The organism is Endozoicomonas sp. 4G (assembly GCF_023822025.1).
Lineage (GTDB): Bacteria > Pseudomonadota > Gammaproteobacteria > Pseudomonadales > Endozoicomonadaceae > Endozoicomonas_A.
Genome location: NZ_CP082909.1, coordinates 3,990,942 through 4,016,941 on the forward strand (window position 1 = coordinate 3,990,942; position 26,000 = coordinate 4,016,941).

Genomic DNA, 26,000 nt, shown 5'->3' on the forward strand with positions numbered 1-26,000 from the left:
GTGAACTACTCGCCCCTAAAGGAGCGAGCTTCCAATACTAAGCAAGCTACCGGAGTAGTCACCGTTCTTTTCTTTTTTGACGTTTCACTGCGAGCTGCACAAGAGGGCTTGCCCTTTTCCGACTTACATTTCGCTCCACGTCCTTTAGTTAGCACAGGAATTCCTTTGCCAACCAACTCCGTTCCAGAGTCCATGAAAAACTTAATTGCTCTTTTCTTGATTACGATGCTGGCGTTTCTGTCAGCGTTGTCAAAGTGTCCACATTGACCGCAAAGAAACCGTTCTTGTGTCTTGCGGTTGTCGGGGTGAGTGTGACCGCAATCAGCACACTCTTGACTCGTAAAGGGTGCAGGCACTTTGAAGACTGCTTTGCCTGCTCTTGCTGCTTTATATCGGGTGTAGGCTTCCAGGAAGTGCCATCCTACGTTGAGAATGGCCTTGTTCAGTCCGGCTTTTTGTTTCGCCTTGTTGGAGATGAACTTTCCGTTTTGATCTTTTTTTGCTTTTGGCCTGCGAGTCATTTTTGAGGTTTTCAGATCCTCGAAAACAATGACTCTGGCCTTGCTATCGACCATTTTACGGCTGGTTTGGTGGCAGAAATCTTGCCGAATGTTGGCTACTTTCTTGTGCTGCCTGCTAATCCTGTTCTTTGTTTTCTGACGACGGTTAGAGCCTTTGGTTTGGCGAGACAAACGGCGCTGAAACCTCTTTAGGTATCGCTGGCGCTTATCCATGTTCTTTGTCTGGTTTTCTGTAAAGTCATAAGGCTTAACGCCAGTATGAACAGGTATAGCAACACCTCGATCCACGCCGATAACATGCTCTTCCAGCCACTCTTTGGAAGCACCTTTAAGGTATTCCAAATGCTCTTTTTCTGTTGGTGGTTCTTCTGATCCATCGTCGTAGCAGAAAGAAACGGAGTACTGACCAGCCTCTTTTCTAATGTAAATGGATTTTGGTTCGCTGAATAGACGGTGAGTTTTAAACGACAAATAACCAATATTATTGGTCTTTGTACCAATGAAAAGACGGGTTACACCATCTTCACAGATATCGAACCGGAACACTTCATTGGTGAGGTGAATGCTACCCTTGTCGGATTTTGGCTTTTTCTTTGGCTTACCGCACTGGCCATTAATGTGTTTATGGTAGGTCTGATACCAATTGACGGCAGAATTCCTGATTATCTGGCTGGGACAATCGGATAACCAGGGTGTCAATTCTTTGCTTTTGAATTGCGAAGTCTTCTGATCGACCGGAGCATGAGTACCAACAGGACAATACTTTCTGGCGTAGGTGCTGTAATAGCGATGTTCATCACACTTTGCATTCCAGATAACCCGAGCGCAACCCATCCACTGAGACAGAACCAACTTTTGCTGATCTGTTGGATTGGCTTTGAGTCGGATACCTTGAAGCATTACATAACCCGTTGAACTGAATGGCTTCATGCTAGTCTGGTTAGAAGTATCAGTCAAATATGAGGTTTTTATGTACGAATGGAGATCTTGTAGATCATGTGTATTTAGGAATAACGTACATCTAGTATTTGTTACAAAATATCGTAGGAACATGTTCGCCAGAGAAATGATCGACCGGCTACGAAGCGACTGTCACAGCAAGGCTAACGCCTTGCAAGGGCTTGACCTGCCTCTAAAGAAGCGGGATTGCGCCCTTAATTTCGTTCAAAGACAGGTCATAGGAATACCTTCTCCCATGATACGATGTGTCTCCGACAGCAGGGACACGGCTGCCTTACAAGTAACCCAGCACAATTCCGGCATACAGAACCGTGCCTACAAGGCTGAAATACAATCCATTCTTCCAGCGGTTCGTAACAAATGCGACATTCCGAGGGGGCTTCTATACCCACACCTCCAACGGCTCCAGCCTCTTCCGTGGCAGTCTGGCCTGCTAATTGCTGGCGTAGCTGGGCTATCAGTTCATCTTTTTGTTGAATGACTACCGACTGATCCTGAGGCTCTGGCTCTGGCTCTGGCTCTGGCTCTGGCTCTGGCTCTGGCTCTGGCTCTGGCTGAGTCTGAGTCTGAGTCTGATCCTGAGGCTCAGCCTCAAATTCCCATTGCAACTCCTCAATTTCTGTATCGGATAGACCGCCAACACTTTCTGACGCTTCTGATAGTGATAATGCTGGTGACGATCCTGATAGTGATGATGCCGGTGACGATCCTGATGACGGTTCAAGATCAATACCCAAAACGCCCAGTATAAACTGTTGCATACCATACACGGTGTGCATGGCATGGGGTGTCGGAATTGAATGTCCACCAGGGCAAAGCCCAGTCAAATTCCAGTAGACAGTGCCCAGAATTTGGTAGGGTGGGTATCTTTGTAACAAATCCTCCAGTGTCTCTGGCCAGCCCACTCCAAAGTGTATGCTCTGGAAAGCGGCTGTTGCCATTGCAGTTAAGCCAATTAGCAGTGCTGTTTCCGTATCCAGTCCAGCGTTATTCAATTGACTGGCAATGTTCTGCGGAGAGCTGTATTCACTAATAACTCCAGAAAGGGATCCCTGGGAAAATGCTCGATTGTAGCTTTTTGCGGTATAGCTGTTATGCAGCACGGCAAAGAAGGAATCAAAGTTAGGGTCGGAAAGACAATGGGGGCCAAGGAAAGCGAGGTACATCAGAACCAGGCCATTATCAACAGCGGCGTATTGAGTCTGTTGGACCGAACCAAGAGTGAAATAATGGAAATAAGGGTTACCCCTGCTATTGTGACTCAATTCAAAAAACCGTTGATCAAAGAGAGACCTTGTCGTTATATTTACCAGCTCTTTGTTATGTTCATTAATTTGATTGATATTGAGAGCGAATATATGATGCATCAGCCTCAGTGCTCTTTGAATACGAGTCTTTCGATCTTGAGCATCACCCATATTTGCATAGTTAAAATAAAACCTGATTAAACGTAAAAAGGCCTGTTCATCAACCTCGTAACTTTCATAGGTTTCAAATCGCCCATCTCCAGAGAGACCTTCAGATTCCAGGTTAAGCCTGACAAAACCAATACGGACGTTTTCAAGCGGCCTCTGACCTTTACGCCTTTGTTGTTTAGTTAAAGGCGGCTTCGAGCTTCTCTTCTGATATTCCCGAAATCCTTCAAGGTCATAGGTATCATTTGCCACCCCCTGCTGATAAAAAAACAAAAAGACTGAAAACAAAATCATTTTTATAGCATTTTGTATGATCATACTTATACCTGAGTTCATTAAAACAGCTGCACTACTATGAATGAGCGTTGCGTGAGCATCCTTAGTACCTATTTATATAGTCCATGAAGACCCATAAAAAAAGCTCATCCGGATGCAGCTGAAAAGGTAACAACCCTTTTTAATGAGACACGTCGACATGCTCCTTATATGAATTCGATTTTACCGAACAATAGTGACAACCCTACTGCGCCCGTATCGTTTGCTCAATACAAATCTGGCACAAATCTACATGTTCAGAATTTTCGAACCTCACCATTGCTTGCAGTGTATTGCCACAAACTCCACATTGTTTGGTGACTTCTGTGGCGCCGCCAACGGCCCCCTGTTCCTCTGTTGCAGTTTGGTTTGCTATTTCCTGTCTTGGCTGGGCTGTTAGTTCATTTTGTTGTTGAATAACGGTTGACTGGCCTTGATCTTCAGAATCTGACATCTCAACAGAGGAATCACTGTCTGAACCTTCACTGTCTGAACCTTCTCTGTCTGAACCTTCTCTGTCTGAACCTTCTCTGTCTGAACCTTCTCTGTCTGAACCTTCTCTGCCTGGACCTTCTCTGTCTGAACGCTCAACATAATCTACTAGAAACCGCAAATGATGTAGCTGCCCCGGAAATTCAGGTGTGGGGTTAATACCCACAATACCGAGGGTAAATTCTTCCATGCCGCACACACTGTACATATTCGCAGGTACACTACACCAGCGTCCAGAACGGAAATGTCTGGCTATATTGTTGTAGACAACGACCAGAAGCTCGTATGGCAAGCATCGTGTTAACAAAGTTTCCAGTGTCTCTTGCGATTCCAATCCTGTATCCATGTGCTGGAAAGCGGCTGATGCCATGGCAGCCAAACCGATTAGAAGTGCTGCTTCTGCATCCAATCCGGCTATATTTAATTGATTGGCAAGACTTTGCGGAGAATGATACTCACTGATATTTTCAGAAAGCAATGCACTGCCGAATGCTTGATCGTAGCTATGTCCGGTATATATGTTATACAACGAACTAAAGTGGATATAAAGTGGATCCTTCTCAAAATAGTGGGGAGCAAGAAACGTAAGAATCATCAGGGCTAAACCGTGATTAACACTAGCATAATCGGGCTCACGCTCCTTCGTATGTAAATAGAAATAATTGTAATAAGGATTGCTTCTGCCATTTATGTATTTCTTCCAAAAAAAATCACCAAAAAGGCTTTTTGCTATTTGTTTGATTAGCTTTCTCTCTGCCTGGCTTTTTCCATTGGTCACATTTATGTTAATAGCGGACATACGATGCATGAGTCTCAGCATTGCTTGAATACGAGCTTTTCGATTTTGAGGATCACCCGTGTTCACATAACTCAAATAAAGGCTATGCAAACGTTCAAAATCCTGCTCAGAAACCTCGTAACCTTCACAGGTTTCCAGTCGATCATCTCCAGATAAATCGTCAGATTCTAAATTAAGTCTGGCAAAGCCAATGCGGATGTTTCCAAGTGGGCTTATCGTCGGCTGAGGGCTCATGGTCGGCTGAGGGCTCATGCCCGGTTCATCTGTACGCTTTTGTTTTTTTAAAGGCGGTTCCCCGCTTTCTTTTTGATGCTTGAGAAATTCTTCCAGACGATAGGTGTCGTTTGCCAGCACCTGCTGATGAAAAAACAAAAACACTGAAAACAAAAACACTGAAAACAAAAATGTCTTTAAGACACATAGCTGGGTCATATTGTCACCTGCATTCGTTAAAATAACTGCATTACTATTAATGAGCTTTGTGTGAGCTTCCTTAGCATCCATTTATATAGACCATGGAGACCCATAAAAAAAGCTCCGGATACAGTTAAAAAGGTGTCAACCCGTTTTAACGAGACACGTCGACATGCTCCTTGTATGAATCCGATTCTACCCGACAATAGGGGCAACCGCTCTTCTCATCTATAAGTCGCTCAATACAAACCTGACACAAACCAATATGTTCACAATTTTCGAACCCCATTATTACTACTTCCAGTGGCCTCTCGCAAACTCCACATTTTTTGGTGACTCCTGTGATGCCTCCAACGGCTCCCTCTTCTTCTGTTGCAGTTTGGTTTGCTATTTCCTGTTTTAGCTGGGCTATCAGTTCATTTTGTTGTTGAATAACGATTGACGGGTCTGGATCCTCAGGATCCGACTCTCCAAAAGAGGTATCACTCTCTGAACCTGAACGGTCGAAACGCTCAACATAATCCATTAGAAAGTGCAGGTCTTCTGGCAATGATGACTCCGGTAATGCAGATATGGGGCCAATGCTCACAATAGTGTGGGTAAATTCTTTCATGCCGGTCACGGTATACATAACTCCAGGTACAGAATACGAGCGTTCAGGGCGGCAATGTCTGGCTATATTGTTGTAGACAACGATCAGAAGCTCGTATGGCAAGCATCGTGTTAACAAAGTTTCCAGTGTCTCTTGCGATTCCAGTCCTGAGTTCATGCGCTGGAAAGCGGCTGATGCCATGGCAGCCAAACCGATCAGAAGTGCTGTTTCTGCATCCAATCCGGCTGCATTTAATTCATTGGCAACACTTTGCGGAGAATGATAGTCATTGATATTTTCAGAAAGCAATCCATTGCCAAATGCCTGGTCGTAGCTTGCTCCGGTATAAAGGTTATACAACGAACTAAAGTGCCTATAAAGTTCATCCTTGTGAAACAAGTGGGGACCAAGAAACGCAACCAACATCAGGGCTAAACCGTGGTTAACACCCGCATAATTGGGCTCATGCTCCTTCGGATATAGATAGAAATAATCGTAATAAGGATTGCTTCTGCCATTTATTTCTTCAGACCAAAAAAATTGCTCAAAAAGGCTTTCTGCCATTTGCTTGATTAGCCTTCTCTCTGCCTCGCTTTTTCCATGGGTCGTATTTATGTTAATAGCGAACATACGATGTAGGAGCCTCAGCATTCTTTCAATGCGAACCTCTCTACCTTGAGGGTCACCCGTGTTCACATAATTCAAATAAAAGCTGTACAAATGTTCAAAACCCTGCTCAGTAACCTCGTAATTTTCACAGGTTTCCAGTCGATCATCTCCAGATAAATCGTCAGATTCTAAATTAAGCCTGGCAAAACCAATGCGGATGTTTTCAAGTGGGCTTATGTTTGGCTGAGGGCTCATGGTCAGCTGATCTGTACGCTTTTGTTTTTTTGAAGGTGGTTCCCCGCTTTCTTTTTGATGCTTGAGAAAATCTTCCAGACCATAGGTGTCGTTTGCCACCCCTTGCTGATAAAAAAACAAAAACACTGAAAACAAAAGTGTCTTTAAGACACATGGCTGGGCCATATTGTCACCTGCATTGGTTTTAATGGGACACGTCGATATGCTTCTTGTACGATTTCGATCTTACCGAACAATGGGGGCAACCCCTCTCCTCATCTATAATTTGCTCAATACAAACCTGACACAAACCTACGTGTTCACAACTCCTAAACCCCATCATGTCTTGCAGTGGCTTGAGACAAACTCCACATTTTTTGGTAACTCCTGTTGCGCCTCTAACGGCACCCTCTTGCTCTGTTGCAGCTTGGTTTGCTACTTCCTGTCTTAGCCGGGCTATCTCTTCATTTTGTTGTTGAATAACTATTGACTGGTGCTGATCCTTAAAATCAGAGTCCTCAGAAGAAGTATCGCTGTCTGAATCTGCACTGTCTGAACCTGCACGGTCTGAACCTGCACGGTCTGAAACAGCATGGTATAAAGCAGCACGGTCTGAATCTGCACTGTCTGAAACAGCATGGTATAAAGCAGCACGGTCTGAATCTGCACTGTCTGAAACAGCATGGTATAAAGCAGCACGGTCTGAATCTGCACTGTCTGAAACAGCATGGTATAAAGCAGCACGGTCTGAATCTGCACTGTCTGAAACAGCATGGTATAAAGCAGCACGGTCTGAATCTGCACTGTCTGAAACAGCATGGTATAAAGCAGCACGGTCTGAATCTGCACTGTCTAAACTCGTACTGTCTAAACCTGCACGGTCTGAACGCTCAATATAATCTACTAGAAATTGCAATTCTTCTGGCCTTGATAACTCCGGTAATAGAAGTGCGGGGTCAATACCCACAATAATATGGGTAAATTCTTCCATGGCGGTCAAGGTATACATAACTCCAGGTACACAACACGAGCGTTCAGGGCGGCAATGTTTGACCATATTGTTGTAGACAACAACCATATGCTCATATGGCAAGCATAGTGCTAACACAGTTTCCAGTGTCTCTTGCAATTCCTGTCCTGAATTCATGCGCTGGAAAGCGGCTGACGCCATTGCAGCCAAACCAATTAGAAGTGCTGTTTCTGCATCCAACCCGGCTACAATTAATTGACTGGCAATACCTTGCGGGGAATAATACTCATTGATATTTTCAGAAAGCAATGCACTGTCGAATGCTTGGTCGTAGCTTTCTCCGGTATAAAGGTTACACAACGAACTAAAGTGCATTTGAAGTTCAGCCTTGCGAAGAAAGTGGGGACCAAGAAACGCAAGAAACATCAGGGCTAAACCGTGGTTAACATCCGCATAATCGGGCTCATGCTCCTCCGGATATAAATAGAAATAATCGTAATAAGGATTGCTTCTGCCATTTATGTCTTCAGACAAAAAAATTTGATCAAAAAGGCTTTCTGCCATTTCATTGATTAGCTCTCTCTCTGCCCGGCTTTTTCCATGGGTCATATTTATGTTAATAGCGAACATACGATGCATGAGTCTCAGCATTCTTTGAATGCGAACCTTTCGATATTGAAAATCACCCGTGTTCACATAATTCAAATAAAGGCTGTGCAAACGTTCAAAATCCTGCTCGGCCACCTCGTAACTTTCACAGGTTTCCAGTCGATCATCTCCAGATAAATCGTCAGATTCTAAATTAAGCCTGGCAAAGCCAATGCGGATGTTTTCAAGTGGGGTTATGGTCCGCTGAGGGCTCATGTCCGGCTGATTTGTACGCTTTTGTTTTTTTAAAGGCGGTTCCCCGCTTTCTTTTTGATGCTTGAGAAATTCTTCCAGACCATAGGTGTCGTTTGCCAGCCCCTGCTGATAAAAAAACAAAAACACTGAAAACAACAGTGTCTTTAAGACACATGACTGGGTCATATTGTCACCTGCATTCGTTAAAACAGCTGTATTGCTATGAATGAGTTTTTTGTGAGCATCCTTAGCACTCATTTATATAGTCCATGAAGACCCATAAAAAAAGCTCATCCAGATGCAGCTGAAAAGGTGACAACCCGTTTTAACGAGACACGTCGATAAGCTTCTTGTATGAACTCGATTCTATCCGACAATAGGGACAACAGCCCTCCTCCTCTACAGATCGCTCAATACAATTCTGGCACATACCCACATGTACACAATTTTCGAAAAGCATCATTTCTTGCAGAGGATCGCGGCAAACTCCACATGTTTTGGTGACTCCTGTGGCGCCGCCAACGGCCCCCCCTTCCTCTGTTGCGGTTTGGTTTGCTAATTCCTGTCTTAACTGGGCTATCAGTTCATTTTGTTGTTGAATAACGATCGACGGGTCTTGATCCTCAGAATCAGACTCCTCAACAGTGGCCTCACTTTCTGAATCTACATTGTCTGAACGCTCATTATGAGCCATTAAAGCGGCCCGTAATTCTGCGTTTTCTGCCCTCAATTCTGCGTTTGCTGCATCCAATGATGCACCAGTGGGGTAAATACCCACAATACCCTGTGTAAACTTTTGCATAGCAGCCAGGCCATACATCATCCCAGGCACACGATACGATCGTCCATGGCGACAATGACTGGCTATATTGCTATAGACAGTCACCAGAAGCTCTACTGGCAAGAATCTTATCAACAAGACTTCCAGTGTATCCCGCGGTTCATGTTCTTTATTAATCCACTCTAAAGCGCCTGATGCCATTACAGTCAAACCAATGACAAGTGCTGTTTCTGCATCTAATTTGGCTAAATTTAATTGATTGGCAAGGCTTTGCGGAGAACTATATTCATTGATATTTTCAGAAAGTAATGCACTGTCAAATGCTTGATCGTAGCTTTGTCCGGTATATAGGTTATGTAACATACTAATGTAGGTATGAAGTATCTCCTCGGATTTGCAGTGGGGACCAAGAAAAGCAATAAAGGTCAAGACTAAACCGTTGTTAAGACCAACAGAATTGGTTTGATGTAGCTCTGGCATTAAATAGAAATAATCGTAATAAGGATTGCTTCTACCGTTGATGTTGTTAGAAAAAAACAATTGATCAAAAAGAATTTTCGCCGTTTCTTTGATGAGTTCTTTACCTTCCTGGCTTTGCCTAAGGGTCATGCTCGTGTTAATAGTAAATATACTATGAAAGAGTCTCAGCATTCTTTGAATACGAACTTTTCGATTTTGAGGATCACCCATGCCCACATAATTAAAATAAAAGCGATCCAGACGATTAAAGTCTTGCTCAGCAACCTGGTAGTCTTCACAGGTTTCCAGTCGATCATCTCCGGATAAATCGTCAGATTCTAAATTAAGTCTGACAAAGCCAATGCGGATGTTTTCAAGTGGGCTTATGGTCGGCTGAGGGCTCATGTCCGGCTGATCTGTACGCTTTTGTTTTTTTAAAGGCGGTTCCCCGCTTTCTTTTTGAGGCTTGAGAAATTCTTCCAGACCATAGGTGTCGTTTGCCAGCCCTTGCTGATAAAAAAACAAAAACAATGAAAACAACAATATTTTTAAGACACATGGCTGGGTCATATTGCCACCTGCATTCGTTAAAACAGCTGCACTACTATTAATGAGCTCGTTCATAGCACCCATTTATATAGTCCATAAAGACCCATAAAAAAAGCTCATCCGGATGCAGCTGAAAAGGTGACAACCCGTTTTAATTAGATATATCGATAAGCTTCTTGTATGATTTCGATTCTACCCGACAATAGGGACAACAGCTCTCCTCATCTATAAGTCGCTCAATACAATTCTGGCACATACCCACATGTACACAATTTTCGAAAAGCATCATTTCTTGCAGTGACTTGTCGCAAACTCCACATTTTTTGGTGACTCCTGTGGCGCCGCCAACGGCTCCCTCTTCCTCTGTTGTCGTCAGGTTTGCTAATTGCTGTCTTAGCTGGGCTATCAGTTCATTTTGTTGTTGAATGACTATTGACTGGTCCTGATCCTCAGAATCAGCCCCCTCAACAAAAAACTCTCCGTCTGAACCTTCATCGTCTGAATGCTCAGAATAATCCGTTTGATCCTCCAGTTCTTCTGGCAATGATGACTCCGGTAATCCAGGTATGGGATTAATACCCATAATACTGTGGATAAAACATTCCATGCCGATCTTGGTGTACATAAGTGCAGGTACACGGAACGAACGCCCAGGGCAACAATGCCTGGCTATATTGTTGTAGATAATGACCAGAAACTCGTAGGGCAAGTATTGTATTAACAAAGTTTCCAGCGTGCCTTGCGATTGCAGTCCTGAATTAATGCGATTGAAAGCGTCTGATGTCATTGCAGTTAAACCGATTAAAAGTGCTGTTTCTGCACCCAATCCGGCTGCATTTAATTCATTGGCAAGATTTGCTGGGGAATGATACTCATTGATATCTTTAGAAAGCAATGCACTGTCGAATGCCTGATCGTAGCTTTCTCCAGTATAAATGTTATACATGGAACTAAAGTAGATATAAAGCTGATCCTTGCTATGATAGAGAGGACTAAGAAACGCAAGAAGCATCAGGGCTAAACCGTTGTTAACACCCGCATAACTGGATTCATGGGCATCCGGACCTAAAAAGAAATAATGGCAATAAGGATTGCTTCTGCCATTTATGTATTCAGACCAAAAAAACGGACGAAAAAGGCTTTCTACCGTTTGGTAGATTAGCTCTTTCTCTTCCTGACTTTTTTCACTGATTACATTTATGTTAATGGCGAACATACGATGTATAAGTCTCAGTATTCTTTGAATACGAACTTTTTGATATTGGGGATCACCCGTGTTCACATAATTCAAATAAAGGCTATGCAAACGTTCAAAACCCTGCTCAGTAACCTCGTAACCTTCACAGGTTTCCAGTCGATCATCTCCAGATAAATCGTCAGATTCTAAATTAAGTCTGGCAAAGCCAATGCGGATGTTTTCAAGTGGGCTTATCGTCGGCTGAGGGCTCATGCTCGGCTGAGGGCTCATGCTCGGCTGAGGGCTCATGCTCGGCTGATCTGTACTATTTTGTTTTTTTGAAGGTGGTTCCCGGTTTTCTTTTTGATGCTTGAGAAACTCTTCCAGACAGTAGGTTTCGTTTGCCAGCCCCTGCTGATAAAAAAATAAAAACAGCGAAAACAAAAGTGTCTTTAAGACAAATGGCTGGGTCATACTGTCACCTGAATTCGTTAAAACAGCTGTATTACTATTAGTGAGCTTTGTGAAAGCGTCCTTGGCACCCATTTATATAGCCCATAAAAACCCATAAAAAAAGCTCATCCGGATGCCGCAGAAAAGGTGACAACCCGTTTTAATTAGATATATCGATAAGCTTCTTGTATGATTTCGATTCTACCCGACAATAGGGACAACAGCCCTTCTCATCTATAAGTCGCTCAATACAGTTCTGACACATACCCACATGTACACAATTTTCGAAAAGCACCATTTCTTGCAGAGGCTCGTAGCAAACTCCACATTTTTTGGTGACTCCTGTGGCGCCGCCAACGGCTCCCTCTTCCTCTGTTGATGACTCCGGTAATCTAGGTATGGGATCAATACCCATAATACTGAAGATAAAACATTCCATGCCGATCTTGGTGTACATATGTACAGGTACACGGAACGAACGCCCAGGGCGAAAATGCCTGGCTATATTGTTGTAGATAATGACCAGAAACTCATAGGGCAAGTATTGTATTAACAAAGTTTCCAGTGTGCCTTGCGATCGCAGTCCTGAATTAATGCAATGGAAAGCGTCTGACGCCATTGCAGTTAAACCGACTAAAAGTGCTGTTTCTGCACCCAATCCCGCTGCATTTAATTGATTGCCAAGACTTTCTGGGGAATGATACTCATTGATATTTTTAGAAAGCAATGCACTGTCGAATGCTTGATCGTAGCTTTCTCCGGTATAAATGTTATACAAGAAACTAAAGTAGATATAAAGCTGACCCTTGTTAAGACAGTGAGGACCAAGGAACGCAAGAAACATCAGGGCTAAACCGTTGTTAGCACCCGCATAACTGGATTCATGCGCATCCGGATCTAAAAAGAAATAATGGTAATAAGGATTGCTTCTGCCATTTATGTATTCAGACAAAAAAAACGGACGAAAAAGGCTTATTACCGTTTGTTTGATTAGCTCTCTCTCTTCCTCGCTTTTTTCACTGGTTACATTTATGTTAATGGCGAATATACGATGCATGAGTCTCAGCATTCTTTGAATACGAACTTTTTGATATTCGGGATCACCCGTGTTCACATAATTCAAATAAAGGCTATGTAAACGTTCTAAACCCTGCTCAGTAACCTCGAAACCATAGGTTTCTAGTCGATCATCTCCAGATAAATCGTCAGATTCTAAATTAAGTCTGGCAAAGCCAATGCGGATGTTTTCAAGTGGGCTTATCGTCGGCTGAGGGCTCATATTCGGCTGAGGGCTCATATTCGGCTGAGGGCTCATATTCGGCTGAGGGCTCATATTCGGCTGAGGGCTCATGTTCGGCTGAGGTCTCATGTTCGGCTGATCTGTACTATTTTGTTTTTTTGAAGGTGGTTCCCGGTTTTCTTTTTGATGCTTGAGAAACTCTTCCAGACCATAGGTGTCGTTTGCCAGCCCCTGCTGGTAAAAAAACAAAAACAGCGAAAACAAAAGTGTCTTTAAGACAAATAGCTGGGTCATACTGTCACCTGAATTCGTTAAAACAGCTGTATTACTATTAGTGAGCTTTCCTTAGCATCCATTTATATAGTCCATGGCGACCCATAAAAAAAGCTCATCCGGATAAAGCTGAAAAGATGACAACCCGTTTTAATGGGACACATCGACATGCTTCTTGTATGAATTCAATTTTACTCGACAATAGGGGCAACCGCTCTGCTACCGTATCATTTGCTCAATACAATCCTGACACATACCCACATGTTCACAATTTTCAAACCTCACCATTTCTTGCAGTGACTCTTGCAGTGACTCTTGCAGTGACTCTTGCAGTGAGTTGCCACAAAATTCACATTTTTTGGTGACTCCTGTGGCGCCGCCAACAGCACCCTCTTCCTCTGTTGCCGTTTGGTTTGCTACTTCCTGTCTTGGCTGGGCTATCGGTTCATTTTGTTGTTGAATAACTATTGACTGGTCTTGATCCTCAGAATCCGAATCCCCAACAGAATACTCACCGTCTGAGCCCTCAGAATTGAGGTCAATACCCATAATACCGTGTATAAGCGCTTTCATATCACTTTCGGCAAACATAACCCTGGGGTCAGGGCACCCACATTCAGGATCGAAATGACCGGCGATAGAATCGTAGACAGCAGCCAGATCTGGCAAGTATCTATGCAACAAAGCTTCCAGTGTCTCTGGCAATTCCACTTCTGAATTGCAGCAGCGAAAAGCAGCAGATGCCATTGTAATTAAACCAATTACAAGTGCTGTTTCTGCGTTCAATCCGGCTGCATTTAATTGATGGGCCATGCTTTGCGGAGAAGTGTATCCATTGATATTTTTAGAAAACAGTGCATTATCGAATGCGTCAGCATAGCTTTGTTTGATATACCCGATAGACAAAGATTCACCGTAAACAAAAAGGTCACGCGGGGAAAGGAAGTAGGGCCCAAGAAAAGCATAAAACATCAAGGCCAGACTGGTATTAGCGCAGGCACAATTGGACGTTCGTGTCCTAACATCTAACATGCATTGATGATAACAAGGATTACTTCTGTCATTTACATTTACAGACATAAACAATTGTTCAAACAGGATTTTTGCCTTTACATTGATTAGATGTCTTTCCAACATATTCAGTCTAAGAGTCCTACTTGTATTCGTAGCGAATATACGATGTATGAGTCTCAGCACTCTTTGAATGCGAAATTTTCGATAGTGAGGATCCCCCACATTCACATAATTAAGATAAAAGCTTTTCAGGCGTTCAAAATCTTGCTCAGTAAACTCGCAACCTTCACAGGTCTCCAGCCGCTCATCTCCAGATAAATCGTCAGATTCCAAATTAAGCCTGACAAAGCCAATGCGGATGTTTTCAAGTGGGCTTATATTCGGCTGTGGGCTTATGTTCGGCTGAGGGCTCATATTCGGCTGAGGGCTTATGTTCGGCTGAGGGCTCATGTTCAGCTGAGGGCTCATGTTCAGCTGAGGGCTCATGTTCAGCTGACCTGTACGCTTTTGTTTTTTTGAAGGCGGTTCCCGGCTTTCTTTTTGATGCTTGAGAAATTCTTCCAGACCATAGGTGTCGTTTGCCAGCCCCTGCTGATAAAAAAACAAAAATATTGAAAACAAAAGTGTCTTTAAGACACATGGCTGGGTCATATTGTCACCTGCATTTGTTGAAACAGCTGCATTACTACTATTAATGAGCCCTGCATGAACTCCTTAGCACATATTCATATAGTCTATAAAGCACTACAGGAAAAGCTTATCCGAATACAGCCGGGAAGGTGACAGTCCATTTTCGAAGTGTTTTGACGCAGTTAAGCGGCTGGCAACAGGCAGTTAAACTCAGCCCCCTGCCCTTTTTTGCTTTCTACCTTGATCCTGCCATCGTGGGCCTCAATAATCGCCCTGACTAACGACAGCCCAAGACCAAACCCCGGTGTTTTACGACTGACATCCCCCCGATAAAGGCGGTCAAAAATATAAGGCAGGTCAGACTCGGTTATTCCCCTGCCAGTATCTTTCACTGATACCCGCCACTCGTCGTCTTCTTTTCGGGCCGAAACCAGAATATGGCCCTGTTCGGGGGTAAACTTGAGGGCATTGTCCAGAAGGTTGGCAAATGCCTGTCGCAATCGGTTTGGACTGGCGAGAATATTCATGGTCCCGGGCAACTCAAAGCTGAGATGAATCTGCTTCTCTTGTGCCAGATATTCATAAGGTTGCGCTGCTTCAGTAATCAGCTCAGACAAATTGGTTCGGGTGCGATCTCTGGCGTCCAGGTGCTGCTCGACAGCGGCCACGTCCAGCAGACTGTTGACCATTGCCAACATTCTTTCGCTTTCTTCCAGACAGTCCATCAGGCTCTCTTTTAACGCCTGGGGATCATTATTAATCATGGCTTTTTCGGCACTGAGCCGCATCCGGGTCAAAGGGGTTCGAAGATCGTGGGCGGCGGCATTCAAAGTATCTTCAAGACTGCCTATCAACTGATCAATCCGGCTCATCTGCTGATTAAAGAGCAGTGTTAACTGGCCCAATTCACTGTTCCTTGAAGACGACAGTGGTAGCTGATCCTGCAAACCCTTTCTCTGCAATGTTTTAACATGCTCCACCAGCTTGCGGATGGGTTTCAGCATCCGATCATTCAGCCAGGCCACCAGCAGAATACTGATGACCCAGAGAGCCAACAGCGTTAACAGCATGACATTGCGAAAGCTGGCCAACTCTTCATAACGCAGGGCGCTGGAAAGACTCAGGACCAGTGTCTGACTGCCCAGTTTCTGCCTGCTCACCAGACTGCCGTCAGCCAGCCTTTCTATTGAAGAAAATGGCAGGTCAGCCCCCTCATGAAACAACAACTCCCCACTCTCTGCCCAGAGGCTGGCACTGTAAGCACTCAGCCGCAGGAAATAACGATCACGTTCCAGCACTGCCAGAATCTTTTTCTGATCATTGTTGTTGTACACGCGCCGCATATTATTGCCGATCACTTTCAGCAGCTGGACATCACGATTGACTAATTCTTTTTCAAACAAGTGATAACTGACGGCTCCCAGACCAGAAGCAATCACCATCATAATGACACCAAACCAGAGAGTGAGTACTCGCTTGGTTGGCGTCATTTCACTCATAGCGGATTTATTCTCCGGCCCTGAGTACATAACCCATCCCCCTGATCGTATGCAGCAATTTGACGGGTTCATCCTTGTCAATTTTGCTTCGCAACCGACAGACCAGAACATCAACAACATTGGTTTGTGGATCGAACTGGTAATCCCAGACATGCTCCATGATCTGGGTTCTGGAAATCACTCGCTCACGGTTGCGAAGGAAGAACTCCAGCAGAACCATCTCCCTGGGTTGCAGGGAGAGTTTTCTATCGCCCCGCCAGGCCAGCTTTCGGGACGGGTCAAAACTGAGACCGTGGAAATTCAACGGCTCCGACACAAGGGTCTGGGCCGACTGATTTCGTCGCAGTAACACTTCAACCCGTGCCAGCAGTTCATTAAAGGAAAAGGGTTTGGTGAGATAGTCATCGCCACCAATTCGCAGACCAGAAACCTTGTCGTCTACTGTCTTGCGGGCACTGAGGAAAAGAATAGGAAAGCTGACGCCCTGCCCTCTGAGATTTTTCACCAGATCCAGACCGTTCATGCCCGGCAGCATGATATCGACAATGGCCAGGTCAAAAGGCTCAACCACTACTTTATTCAGGGCTTCCTCGGCACTCTGGCACCGGGCCACGCCATAACCGTGTTCTTTCAAGCCATCCCTGATAAAGGTGGATATAACTGAGTCGTCTTCTACTACCAGAATATTCAACGGTCTACTCCAAAATCCAGCGACACATTATTAGTATTTTTCTTCGTGCATAGAGTACCAGTAAACCGTGAGAAAAGAAGAAATCTTTCCAGTCTGTAATGTTCAGGCAAGGTCGGGGCAATGGTCGCTCGCTAATCTATCGCCAGACGCTGAGGCAACAGCAACCTACCATAAAAACAACAAGCACTGAGGATCATCATGAAAAAGAGCATCATCGCACTGGCTTTCATCGCTACCGGACTGGCTACTGGCACACAGGCAAAAACCACGGCCCTACCAACCCTGACTGATACCGCCGCCCTGGAACTGGTCAACGAGGGTCTGCAATCCTGCCACAAAGACGGTTATAACGTCAGTGTTGCCGTTGTTGACCGCACAGGTTCCCTGAAAGCTTTCGGTCGTTCCGAACTGGCCGGCCCACACACGGTGGACAGTGCTCAGAAAAAAGCGTTCACTGCTGCTTCCATGGGTCAACCCACTGCCAACCTGGCCAAACTGGTGACCGACAAGCCTTTCCTGCAAGGCCTGAAAGATATGGATTCACGCATGTTACTGCTCGGTGGCGGTATGCCCATCAAAGTTGACGGACAGATTGTCGGTGGCATCGGAATTGGCGGTGCACCCGGCGGTCACCTGGACCAGGCTTGTGCAGAACAGGCGATCAAGGTGGCCCTAAAATAATTTCCTGCAAGTCTTTCAGCTTGAAAACCGATGTCCTTTCGACCTTGAATTTATCAAAAAATCCAAGGTCGCTAAGCCCATTAAGGGTTTTCATGGCTGTGTTGTTTGAGCACTTTAAGAGATCCTGGACATTCCTGGCCGTAAACGCCGGTACACTTCTATTCACAGCAGTCATAAGTACTATTGACTGATTCCTGGACAGCTCGCTCAACTTGCCAGATGACAAAAGCCAGGATTGAAACTCATTAGTGACCTTAAAATTATCCACCCAGGCCTCATTGAACTTAACAATCGCTTTTATGATGACCTGGGATTGGTAATCAAAAAAGTAAGTCAGGTCCATATCATCCGTTTCTGTATCCAGATACGACCGCCCATATTGAGTAGGCGCCTGATTGAGAAGCACACTGATCGCAATGTATTTAAACGCAGAATAACCATGCTTGAACATAAACCAGTAGAACAGGCACCTTGCTACCCTACCGTTGCCATCCCTGAAAGGATGCTCATACCCTATAGCAAAATGCAGTGACAGAGCTTTGATCAAAGGGTGGATGTAGTCTGCAGATCCAGCGTCATCGGCTTGGCCGGCATTTATCCAGTCACACAATGCCTGCAAACGGTTGTTAAGCTCGCTGGCCAATGGTGGCACATGAACAACGTCGTGTTCTGAGTTTTCAACAAATACATCATCGGTCTGCCTGAAAAAACCGGGCGTATACCGGTCGTCATCAATGCCGGATACACCGGTCTCATGCATTGCTTTGATCAGGTCTAGTGTTAAGTGTTTGTCTCTGCTCCTCCAGGCAAAAGTCATCATCTTGAAATTGCCAAGAATCATTTTTTCACAATCCGTCTTTGGTGTTCTTTCAGAAGACAACATATCTTTGGCGACAATGGTTGTGGTGCTGGCTCCTTCCAGCTGGCTGCTACTGATAGCTTCATCTTTAACCAAATCTTCGATCAGGTAGTGAACTACTCGCCTCTAAAGGAGCGAGCTTCCAATACTAAGAAACTACCGGGTTAGTTACCGTTCTTTTCTTTTTTGACGTTTCACTGCGAGCTGCGGAAGAGGGCTTGCTCTTTCCCGACTTACATTTCGCTCCACGTCCTTTAGTCAGCACAGGAATTCCTTTGCCAACCAACTCCGTTCCAGAGTCCATGAAAAACTTAATTGCTCGTTTCTTGATTACGATGCTGGCGTTTCTGTCAGCGTTGTCAAAGTGTCCACATTGGCCGCAAAGAAACCGTTCTTGTGTCTTGCGGTTGTCGGGGTGAGTGTGACCGCAATCAGCACACTCTTGACTCGTAAAGGGTGCAGGCACTTTGAAGACTGCTTTGCCTGCTCTTGCTGCTTTATATCGGGTGTAAGTTTCCAGGAAGTGCCATCCTACGTTGAGAATGGCCTTGTTCAGTCCGGCTTTTTGTTTCGCCTTGTTGGAGATGAACTTACCGTTTTGATCTTTTTTTGCTTTTGGCCTGCGAGTCATTTTTGAGGTTTTCAGATCCTCGAAAACAATGACTCTGGCCTTGCTATCGACCATTTTACGGCTGGTTTGGTGGCAGAAATCTTGCCGAATGTTGGCTACTTTCTTGTGCTGCCTGCTAATCCTGTTCTTTGTTTTCTGACGACGGTTAGAGCCTTTGGTTTGGCGAGACAAACGGCGCTGAAACCTCTTTAGGTATCGCTGGCGCTTATCCATGTTCTTTGTCTGGTTTTCTGTAAAGTCATAAGGCTTAACGCCAGTATGAACAGGTATAGCAACACCTCGATCCACGCCGATAACATGCTCTTCCAGCCACTCTTTGGAAGCACCTTTAAGGTATTCCAAATGCTCTTTTTCTGTTGCTGGTTCTTCTGATCCATCGCCATAACAGAAAGAAACGAAGTACTGACCAGCCTCTTTTCTAATGTAAATGGATTTTGGTTCGTTGAATGAGCGGTGAGTTTTAAACGACAAATAACCAATATTATTAGTCTTTGTGCCAATAAAAAGACGGGTTACACCATCTTCACAGACATCGAACCGGAACACTTCATTGGTAAGGTGAATGCTGCCCTTGTCAGATTTTGGCTTTTTCTTTGGCTTACCGCACTGGCCATTAATGTGTTTATGGTAGGTCTGATACCAGTTGGTAGCCGAGTTTCTGATTATCTGGCTGGGACAATCGGATAACCAGGGTGTTAATTCTTTGCTTTTGAATTGCGAAGTCTTCTGATCGACCGGAGCATGAGTACCAACAGGACAATACTTTCTGGCGTAGGTACTGTAATAGCGATGTTCATCACACTTTGCATTCCAGATAACCCGAGCGCAACCCATCCACTGAGACAGAACCAACTTTTGCTGATCTGTTGGATTGGCTTTGAGTTGGATACCTTGAAGCATTACATAACCTGTTGAATTGAATGGCTTCATGCTAGTCTGGTTACAAATATCAGTCAAATATGAAGTTTGTATGTACGAACGGAAATCATGTAAATCCTGTGTATTTAGGAATAACGTACATCTAGTATTTGGTACTAAATACCGTAGAAACGTGTTCACCAAGGAAATGATCGACCGGCTACGAAGCGACTGTCACAGCAAGGCTAACGCCTTGCAAGGGCTTGACCCGCCTCTAAAGAAGCGGGATTGCGCCCTTAATTTCGTTCAAGCTTGTTCAAGCGGCCTATTTTTTTTATCAATGCTTTCCATGTTTCCATCCGTTGCATGACGATCAATCATAGAAATAGCACCAAGAATTTCCGGAGTCAGGACATAGCTGCCTACCTGGCCCTCTTTGCTGATCATGCCTGGTAAGGGCTTACTGGCTCTCCTTCTGGCTTCCCTGATCAGGTGCCAGGCCAGAGTGGGCTCTACACCTTTGCTTACTTTGAAACGGAACTTATGAAAGGGGTAGTACTGCCCATTGGTAGCGGTTGCAATACAGTAATCCATATACGCCGATAGCTGCTCTGGCATTTCACTCTGTATCTGCTTCAGCACTTCTGGAAATGCTTTTTTTGGAGGTGGGTTCCTGTACCTGCTCACTTTTAAGCCTGCCTTTTAATTCTCAGATTTTAGCTTTATTGAGATGAGAATATAGTTAACACTTCATATATCTCAAAATATTAATATTTTGAGATATAGAAAAGTATTCAAAAAGGAGGCATTAAGCAAAAAAACCAATTGACTCTCCTGCAATCCGGCATAACATATAAATACATTTTGATATGTCATGCCTTTTCAGGGAGGGTGCAGCCATGCCCACATGCTCAACCACCAAAAGTTGCTGCTCAGCAGAAAAAAGGGTTCAGCCCGCCACCTCCATTGAAGCTGCCACCATTCAAGCCACCAGCGCTGAAACAACCAGCCGCTACAAATGGTCCGTGGGCGGAATGGACTGTGCCAGCTGTGCAAGCAATATCGAAAAAGCATTGGCAACCATCGCCGGTGTTAAGCAGGTCAGAGTGGCTTTTGCTACCGAGCGTCTGCTGGTTGACCTGGATCAGAAAGCCTCCCCCGAAACCATCGAGAAAACAGTAAAGCAGCTGGGCTTCACCCTGAAAAGCACACACCAGAAAGCAGTGGAAGCGCCTCTCTGGAAAGCCCATTCAACGTTCATCCTGCTGGCCGTACTGATGACTCTGGCGGGAATTTTTATGCTTTTTGATTCGACATGGGGTTCATCAGGTTTTCTGCTGGCGACGGCTCTGGGCGTTGTGCCTTTTGCCAGAAAATCACTCAACCAGATTCGCAATGGCACCTGGTTCGGTATTGAAACCCTGATGACCGTTGCCGCGTTGGGTGCCCTGATTCTGGGGGAAACCATTGAAGCGGGTTTGGTATTGCTACTGTTCTCCCTGGGTGAACTGCTGGAAGGTTTTGCCGGAAGAAAAGCCAAAGCCGGTATTAAAAGCCTGATGCAACTGACGCCAGACACCGCCTGGAAACTACAAGACGGTGAACGCATAGAAGTGCCTGCCGACTTTCTGGTTCCCGGAGAACAGATTGAAGTTTTACCCGGTGATCGTTTACCGGTGGATGCCATTCTTGATTCCACCCTGGGCTGTTTTAATGAGAGTGCACTGACGGGTGAAGCCATACCCGTTAACAGGGAAACGGGTGAAAAGATCATGGCAGGTGCCATGGCGGTCGATCAACCCGCTCGATTAACGGTGGTATCACAACCCGGTGAGAACGCCATTGATCGCATCGTTACTCTGATAGAAGAGGCAGAAGAACGCCGGGCACCGGTAGCCAGAATGGTGGATACCTTCAGTGCCTGGTACACACCACTGGTGATGGGGCTGGCCGCTCTGGTTATGATCATCCCACCACTGCTCGCCGGTGCAGCCTGGACACCCTGGGCCTATAAAGCCCTGACTCTGCTGTTGATTGCCTGCCCCTGTGCGCTGGTGGTATCCATTCCCGCAGCCGTCACCTCTGCTCTGGCTTCTGCCGCCCGCTTCGGCGCACTGGTTAAAGGTGGCGCAGCCCTGGAACAACTGAGAAATATCAAGGTGTTGGCTTTTGATAAAACCGGCACCCTGACTGAAGGCAAGCCTCGCGTTACCTGTGTCGTGGGCATCAGCGAGCAGGAAGATGAAGTCCTCTCTCTGGCAGGTTCTGTAGAAATGGGCTCCAGCCATCCTTTGGCCGCTGCCATTATGAATGAAACCAAAAGCAGAAACCTGAGATGTTCAGAAGCCACGGATATTCGGGTGTTAACAGGGCGTGGGGTACAGGGCACCGTTTCAGGGAGAAACATAAAAGTCGTCGCTCCCCGTTATATTGACGACAGGGATCTTGGGGTAAACAAGTCCACCATCGAGTCTATGGAATCAGCAGGCAATACGGTGGTCGTCGTGCAAGATGAAGAAACCATCCTGGGTCTTATTGGCCTGGCCGATACCCTGCGAGACGACGCCATTGAAGCCATCAAAAAACTCAACAGTATCGGTGTTGACAGTATCATGCTGACTGGCGACAACCGTCGTACAGCCGCGGCCATTGCCGACCAACTGGGCATAGACTACCAGGCGGAGTTATTACCGGAAGATAAGGTGAAAGCCGTTCAGGACATCCAGTCGCAACATAATGGTGCTGTTGCTATGGTGGGCGACGGCATCAATGATGCCCCTGCACTAAAAACCGCTGAGCTGGGTATTGCCATGGGACGGGGCAGTGACGTGGCGCTGGAAACCGCCGATGCAGCCCTCACCCACGAGCGTCTGATCGAATTACCCCGAATGATTCAGTTATCAAAAAATACGGCAAAAATTACCCGTCAGAATATTGCCCTGGCACTGGCCGTTAATACTTTATTCCTGATGACCACCCTGTTCGGTATGACGGGTTTAATGGCGGCAGTGCTTTCAGATGCAGGCGGTACTGTTCTGGTGACGTTGAATGCACTCAGGCTTATGAGAAAGTAGTGAAAACTGGCATGGTAGTGCACGGTTTCAATGTAATTGACGGGTTCCCTCTATTAATGGCACCCAAGCTCCGTTCACCCTGAGCGGAGTCGAAGGGTGGTTGGCACGATCTTTATTGTTGGTTCGGAGTCCACATCCTTCGGCCGTACATCCTGAGCGGAGTCGAAGGGCGCTCAGGATGAACGTAGATTGTTCACATCGAACTCATTGAAGTGACGTACTACACTCCGTTACCCACTCCTTTTCCAAAAGAATCCTGGTTCTTTTGATAAACATCTGGATACATTTTTGCATATGCCCCATTAAGATCATTGGGTGATAGCTTGGATACCTTATTAAAACCCCTGGAAGTCATAACAAAAACAGAAGCTATTGAAATAGAGGCTGCAAAAATCATTAAAATAGAATCAATATTCCCCACTTTAACCATAAAGGTTGAGAAAGCTAAACCTAATGGTATGGATATTATGCAAAAGGCGAGAAATATTGATTCAAAAGAGTTTCTCATCTCCGGGGGAGTCGCTGAACACCTTATGTTGGTTGTGTTTACATTGTATATAACAACACCAAGGCCGGCTACAAATAAGCCTGCATAGATCGCCCATAAACTATTGATAAAAACAATAAGCAACAATCCCATGGATAGAAAGTTTATGCTTGCAACCGTGGTGTTTTTTACGCCAAACCACTTATTAAATTTACTGGACAAATAAGTGCTTCCGACAATCATCCCTACTCCAAACAAGGATTCAGAAATACCCAGCTCAACTGTCCCCGAATAATACTCATCAATAATTTTAATCGGCACAATGTAAGACAACAAAGGCATCAGTATAAAGTTTGATAAAGAGCAAACGAAGACTAAAACTCGTTCTGTTTTATTAAGAAACAGGATCTTCACAGAGTTTGTGGCTGCCTCTTCTTTTTCGCGTTCCTGACTTCTATCAGGTTTCACGCCGAAGAACAAAAAGAATGAAGCAACTATGGAAAAATTAATAATAATCAACGTATTATTAATATCAAATCGACTGATCACAAACCCTGAAATAGCAGCACCAAGAATCATGTTTATAGAATTAACAAACCCTCTAACCTTGAATGCTTTTTCCAGATTTTCATCTTGGTAAAGACAAGGAGCAATACTGGAGCCTATAGGTTGTATAGCAATGGCTAAAACAGAAGATATTAGATAGATAAGTCCTATCTGATAATGATTATCTATGGTTGTAAGGTTTAGCAGTGCAACGGATACAAGGGTTATTCCAGAGCATGTCAGAACGATTTTCTTTTTATCAAACCGGTCTGAAATAAAGCCAAATAAAATAAGAGTGGTAACCTGTAGCGCCCATGATGAAGATATAAACCAGCCTAACTCTACCTGTAAACCATATACGTCTATCATCGCCCATGTAAACAGCATAGCCAACGCTCTACAGGATGATGTAAACAGTACGTCTGCCACTTGATAAATATAAAAACTTTTATGCCTGATCATTTTTTTCTTCTTCCAAACCGGCCTTAACTTCGTCCAATATCATGGCTAGATTTTTATTTCAAACGAAAAGTCACCATATCCCTTGCTCAAAAGAAAGTAAACAGACAGTAGACAAAATATACGACGACAAGCCACGCAGGACAGGCCCTTCAGAGTCACAAACCGTCAATGTCATAAAATCCAAACACGCCTGTAACATTACTGAAATATTTCTCCCCTATTCTTGCAACCACTCAATTTTGAACTAACAGAAAAGTATTTTGCACAACCCACTGACAGTTAACGGCGCGGCAAAAGATTTTTCTTTGTAAACGCAAACACTCCAAGCGAGTCTCTCGGGGAGAAAAAAAGTGAAGTTACTAAAGTCTGTTGTAATGTCATCCATGCTGGTTGCAGCATCCTTTTCTGCATCAGCCAAGACCGAAGTGATCAACGGTGCGGGAGCCAGCTTCCCACATCCGATCTACGCCAAGTGGGCTGAAGAGTACCAGAAAGAAACCGGTATTCGCATCAACTACCAAGCCATCGGTTCCGGCGGCGGTATCCGTCAGATCACTGCCAAGACCGTTGACTTTGGCGCCAGTGACGCACCTATGGATATCAAAGAACTGAACAAAGAAGAGATGATCCAGTTCCCAATGGTCATGGGCGCTATCGTTCCGGTTATCAACGTACCTGGTATTGAGTCAGGCGAACTGAAACTGACCGGCGAAATCCTGGCCGACATCTACATGGGCAAAATCAAGAAGTGGAACGACGAGCGCATCACCGCTCTGAACCCAGGCATTGAGATTCCTGAGCAGGCTATTTACGTCGTTCACCGTTCAGACGGCTCCGGCACCACTTACAACTTCACTGACTACCTGAGCCAGGTAAGCCCTGAGTGGAAAGAAAAGATCGGCAGAAACACCGACATCACCTGGCCGAAAGAAGCAACCACCATCGGTGGTAACGGTAACGCCGGTGTCGCAAACTTTGTAGGCCGTACCCGTGGTGCGATCGGTTATGTTGAATATGCCTACGCAAAACAAAACGACCTGACCTACACCCAGCTGGACAGTGCTGAAGGCAAATTCCTGCAGCCCAGTATGGAAACCTTCCAGGCAGCCGCTGCCAATGCTGACTGGAAAAACGCTCCAGGCTTCGAACTGCTGCTGAACAACCAGCCTGGTGCTGATTCCTGGCCTATGACTGCGGCGACCTTTATCCTGATGCACAAAGATCAGGTTAACGCCGAGAAAGCTGAGCAGATCATCGACTTCTTCGAGTGGAGCTACGAGAAAGGGGATGAACTCGCAGCCGATCTGGATTATATTCCAATGCCGGAAACCGTAGTCAACATGGTAGAGAACGTCTGGAAAGAAGACCTGACCAGCAACGGCCAAACCATTATCGAGTAAACGGTTTCTCTAGTCTTTCTCATACAGGAAACGAACGACAGTTGATCGGCACTACGCTGGTCAGCTGTCTTG

19 protein-coding genes and 1 pseudogene are annotated in these 26,000 nt (G+C 45.1%); 5 read left to right on the forward strand and 15 right to left on the reverse strand.

The features are described from left to right. Positions 1–5 precede the first annotated feature (5 nt). A complete protein-coding gene (locus K7B67_RS15520; protein ID WP_252176798.1) occupies positions 6–1,421 on the reverse strand; it encodes a transposase in 1,416 nt (471 codons plus the stop codon). A 70-nt stretch (positions 1,422–1,491) separates the two neighbouring features. Here K7B67_RS15520 and K7B67_RS15525 point away from each other — a divergent pair. Further along, positions 1,492–1,608 (forward strand): annotated as a pseudogene (locus K7B67_RS15525) (IS200/IS605 family transposase); the annotation flags it as partial. An 88-nt stretch (positions 1,609–1,696) separates the two neighbouring features. On the opposite strand, the gene K7B67_RS15530 reads toward K7B67_RS15525, so the two are convergent. The 10 genes from K7B67_RS15530 to K7B67_RS15575 form a co-directional block, all read right to left on the reverse strand. Beyond that, the gene (locus K7B67_RS15530) at positions 1,697–3,214 is read right to left on the reverse strand and encodes an RING finger protein (RefSeq protein WP_252176799.1); all 1,518 of its coding nucleotides are present in this window, start codon (positions 3,212–3,214) and stop codon (positions 1,697–1,699) included. Between the two features lie 202 nt (positions 3,215–3,416). Then, the gene (locus K7B67_RS15535) at positions 3,417–5,006 is read right to left on the reverse strand and encodes a hypothetical protein (protein ID WP_252176800.1); all 1,590 of its coding nucleotides are present in this window, start codon (positions 5,004–5,006) and stop codon (positions 3,417–3,419) included. A gap of 64 nt (positions 5,007–5,070) precedes the next feature. Continuing rightward, entirely contained in the window at positions 5,071–6,537 is a 1,467-nt protein-coding gene (locus K7B67_RS15540; RefSeq protein ID WP_252176801.1) for an RING finger protein, read from the reverse strand. 19 nt (positions 6,538–6,556) lie between these two features. Beyond that, positions 6,557–8,350, reverse strand: coding sequence for a hypothetical protein (locus K7B67_RS15545; RefSeq protein WP_252176802.1), 1,794 nt, complete (start codon positions 8,348–8,350; stop codon positions 6,557–6,559). 139 nt (positions 8,351–8,489) lie between these two features. Then, complete coding sequence (locus K7B67_RS15550) at positions 8,490–10,037, reverse strand: RING finger protein (RefSeq protein WP_252176803.1); 1,548 nt, start codon at positions 10,035–10,037, stop codon at positions 8,490–8,492. A gap of 67 nt (positions 10,038–10,104) precedes the next feature. After that, positions 10,105–11,676, reverse strand: coding sequence for an RING finger protein (locus tag K7B67_RS15555; protein WP_252176804.1), 1,572 nt, complete (start codon positions 11,674–11,676; stop codon positions 10,105–10,107). 67 nt (positions 11,677–11,743) lie between these two features. Further along, positions 11,744–13,117 carry an RING-HC finger protein gene (locus tag K7B67_RS15560; protein WP_252176805.1) on the reverse strand — a complete coding sequence of 458 codons (1,374 nt, stop codon included), beginning with the start codon at positions 13,115–13,117 and terminating at the stop codon, positions 11,744–11,746. A gap of 198 nt (positions 13,118–13,315) precedes the next feature. Beyond that, positions 13,316–14,761: a hypothetical protein gene (locus K7B67_RS15565; RefSeq protein ID WP_252176806.1), complete on the reverse strand. Its 1,446-nt coding sequence runs from the start codon at positions 14,759–14,761 to the stop codon at positions 13,316–13,318. A 161-nt stretch (positions 14,762–14,922) separates the two neighbouring features. Continuing rightward, positions 14,923–16,269: a HAMP domain-containing sensor histidine kinase gene (locus K7B67_RS15570; RefSeq protein WP_252176807.1), complete on the reverse strand. Its 1,347-nt coding sequence runs from the start codon at positions 16,267–16,269 to the stop codon at positions 14,923–14,925. Then, positions 16,247–16,930 carry a response regulator transcription factor gene (locus K7B67_RS15575; protein WP_252176808.1) on the reverse strand — a complete coding sequence of 228 codons (684 nt, stop codon included), beginning with the start codon at positions 16,928–16,930 and terminating at the stop codon, positions 16,247–16,249. The genes K7B67_RS15570 and K7B67_RS15575 overlap by 23 nt, the downstream gene beginning before the upstream one ends. A gap of 198 nt (positions 16,931–17,128) precedes the next feature. Between K7B67_RS15575 and K7B67_RS15580 the strand changes: the two genes are divergently transcribed. Continuing rightward, positions 17,129–17,611, forward strand: coding sequence for a heme-binding protein (locus K7B67_RS15580; protein WP_252176809.1), 483 nt, complete (start codon positions 17,129–17,131; stop codon positions 17,609–17,611). Here the strand turns inward: K7B67_RS15580 and K7B67_RS15585 are convergent. Together K7B67_RS15585 and K7B67_RS15590 are read right to left on the reverse strand one after the other, a co-directional pair. After that, positions 17,592–18,566: a Fic family protein gene (locus K7B67_RS15585; RefSeq protein ID WP_252176810.1), complete on the reverse strand. Its 975-nt coding sequence runs from the start codon at positions 18,564–18,566 to the stop codon at positions 17,592–17,594. The two genes, K7B67_RS15580 and K7B67_RS15585, sit on opposite strands and share 20 nt — an antisense overlap. Before the next feature lie 52 nt (positions 18,567–18,618). Next, positions 18,619–20,001, reverse strand: a complete 1,383-nt coding sequence (locus tag K7B67_RS15590; RefSeq protein ID WP_252176811.1) for a transposase — start codon at positions 19,999–20,001, stop codon at positions 18,619–18,621. 70 nt (positions 20,002–20,071) lie between these two features. On the opposite strand from K7B67_RS15590, the gene K7B67_RS24000 reads away from it, so the two are divergent. Next, a complete protein-coding gene (locus tag K7B67_RS24000; RefSeq protein ID WP_346658236.1) occupies positions 20,072–20,329 on the forward strand; it encodes a transposase in 258 nt (85 codons plus the stop codon). Here the strand turns inward: K7B67_RS24000 and K7B67_RS15595 are convergent. Then, positions 20,266–20,601 carry a hypothetical protein gene (locus K7B67_RS15595; protein WP_252176812.1) on the reverse strand — a complete coding sequence of 112 codons (336 nt, stop codon included), beginning with the start codon at positions 20,599–20,601 and terminating at the stop codon, positions 20,266–20,268. The two genes, K7B67_RS24000 and K7B67_RS15595, sit on opposite strands and share 64 nt — an antisense overlap. 257 nt (positions 20,602–20,858) lie before the next feature. On the opposite strand from K7B67_RS15595, the gene K7B67_RS15600 reads away from it, so the two are divergent. Next, a complete protein-coding gene (locus K7B67_RS15600) occupies positions 20,859–23,033 on the forward strand; it encodes a heavy metal translocating P-type ATPase (protein WP_252176813.1) in 2,175 nt (724 codons plus the stop codon). Between the two features lie 220 nt (positions 23,034–23,253). On the opposite strand, the gene K7B67_RS15605 is transcribed toward K7B67_RS15600, so the two are convergent. Continuing rightward, positions 23,254–24,528, reverse strand: a complete 1,275-nt coding sequence (locus K7B67_RS15605) for an MFS transporter (protein ID WP_252176814.1) — start codon at positions 24,526–24,528, stop codon at positions 23,254–23,256. Between the two features lie 350 nt (positions 24,529–24,878). Here K7B67_RS15605 and pstS point away from each other — a divergent pair, with 350 nt between their 5' ends. Then, a complete protein-coding gene (gene pstS, locus K7B67_RS15610) occupies positions 24,879–25,928 on the forward strand; it encodes a phosphate ABC transporter substrate-binding protein PstS (protein ID WP_252176815.1) in 1,050 nt (349 codons plus the stop codon). Positions 25,929–26,000 lie beyond the last annotated feature (72 nt).

What these genes read in the sequence shown, in the direction of transcription:
- K7B67_RS15520 (WP_252176798.1), bottom strand. Translation starts at nt 1,421, where the DNA reads ATGCTTCAAGGTATCCGACTCAAAGCCAATCCAACAGATCAGCAAAAG.
- K7B67_RS15530 (WP_252176799.1), bottom strand. Translation starts at nt 3,214, where the DNA reads ATGATCATACAAAATGCTATAAAAATGATTTTGTTTTCAGTCTTTTTG.
- K7B67_RS15535 (WP_252176800.1), bottom strand. Translation starts at nt 5,006, where the DNA reads ATGGATGCTAAGGAAGCTCACACAAAGCTCATTAATAGTAATGCAGTT.
- K7B67_RS15540 (WP_252176801.1), bottom strand. Translation starts at nt 6,537, where the DNA reads ATGGCCCAGCCATGTGTCTTAAAGACACTTTTGTTTTCAGTGTTTTTG.
- K7B67_RS15545 (WP_252176802.1), bottom strand. Translation starts at nt 8,350, where the DNA reads ATGACCCAGTCATGTGTCTTAAAGACACTGTTGTTTTCAGTGTTTTTG.
- K7B67_RS15550 (WP_252176803.1), bottom strand. Translation starts at nt 10,037, where the DNA reads ATGGGTGCTATGAACGAGCTCATTAATAGTAGTGCAGCTGTTTTAACG.
- K7B67_RS15555 (WP_252176804.1), bottom strand. Translation starts at nt 11,676, where the DNA reads ATGGGTGCCAAGGACGCTTTCACAAAGCTCACTAATAGTAATACAGCT.
- K7B67_RS15560 (WP_252176805.1), bottom strand. Translation starts at nt 13,117, where the DNA reads ATGACCCAGCTATTTGTCTTAAAGACACTTTTGTTTTCGCTGTTTTTG.
- K7B67_RS15565 (WP_252176806.1), bottom strand. Translation starts at nt 14,761, where the DNA reads ATGACCCAGCCATGTGTCTTAAAGACACTTTTGTTTTCAATATTTTTG.
- K7B67_RS15570 (WP_252176807.1), bottom strand. Translation starts at nt 16,269, where the DNA reads ATGTACTCAGGGCCGGAGAATAAATCCGCTATGAGTGAAATGACGCCA.
- K7B67_RS15580 (WP_252176809.1), top strand. Translation starts at nt 17,129, where the DNA reads ATGAAAAAGAGCATCATCGCACTGGCTTTCATCGCTACCGGACTGGCT.
- K7B67_RS15590 (WP_252176811.1), bottom strand. Translation starts at nt 20,001, where the DNA reads ATGCTTCAAGGTATCCAACTCAAAGCCAATCCAACAGATCAGCAAAAG.
- K7B67_RS24000 (WP_346658236.1), top strand. Translation starts at nt 20,072, where the DNA reads ATGTACGAACGGAAATCATGTAAATCCTGTGTATTTAGGAATAACGTA.
- K7B67_RS15600 (WP_252176813.1), top strand. Translation starts at nt 20,859, where the DNA reads ATGCCCACATGCTCAACCACCAAAAGTTGCTGCTCAGCAGAAAAAAGG.
- K7B67_RS15605 (WP_252176814.1), bottom strand. Translation starts at nt 24,528, where the DNA reads ATGATCAGGCATAAAAGTTTTTATATTTATCAAGTGGCAGACGTACTG.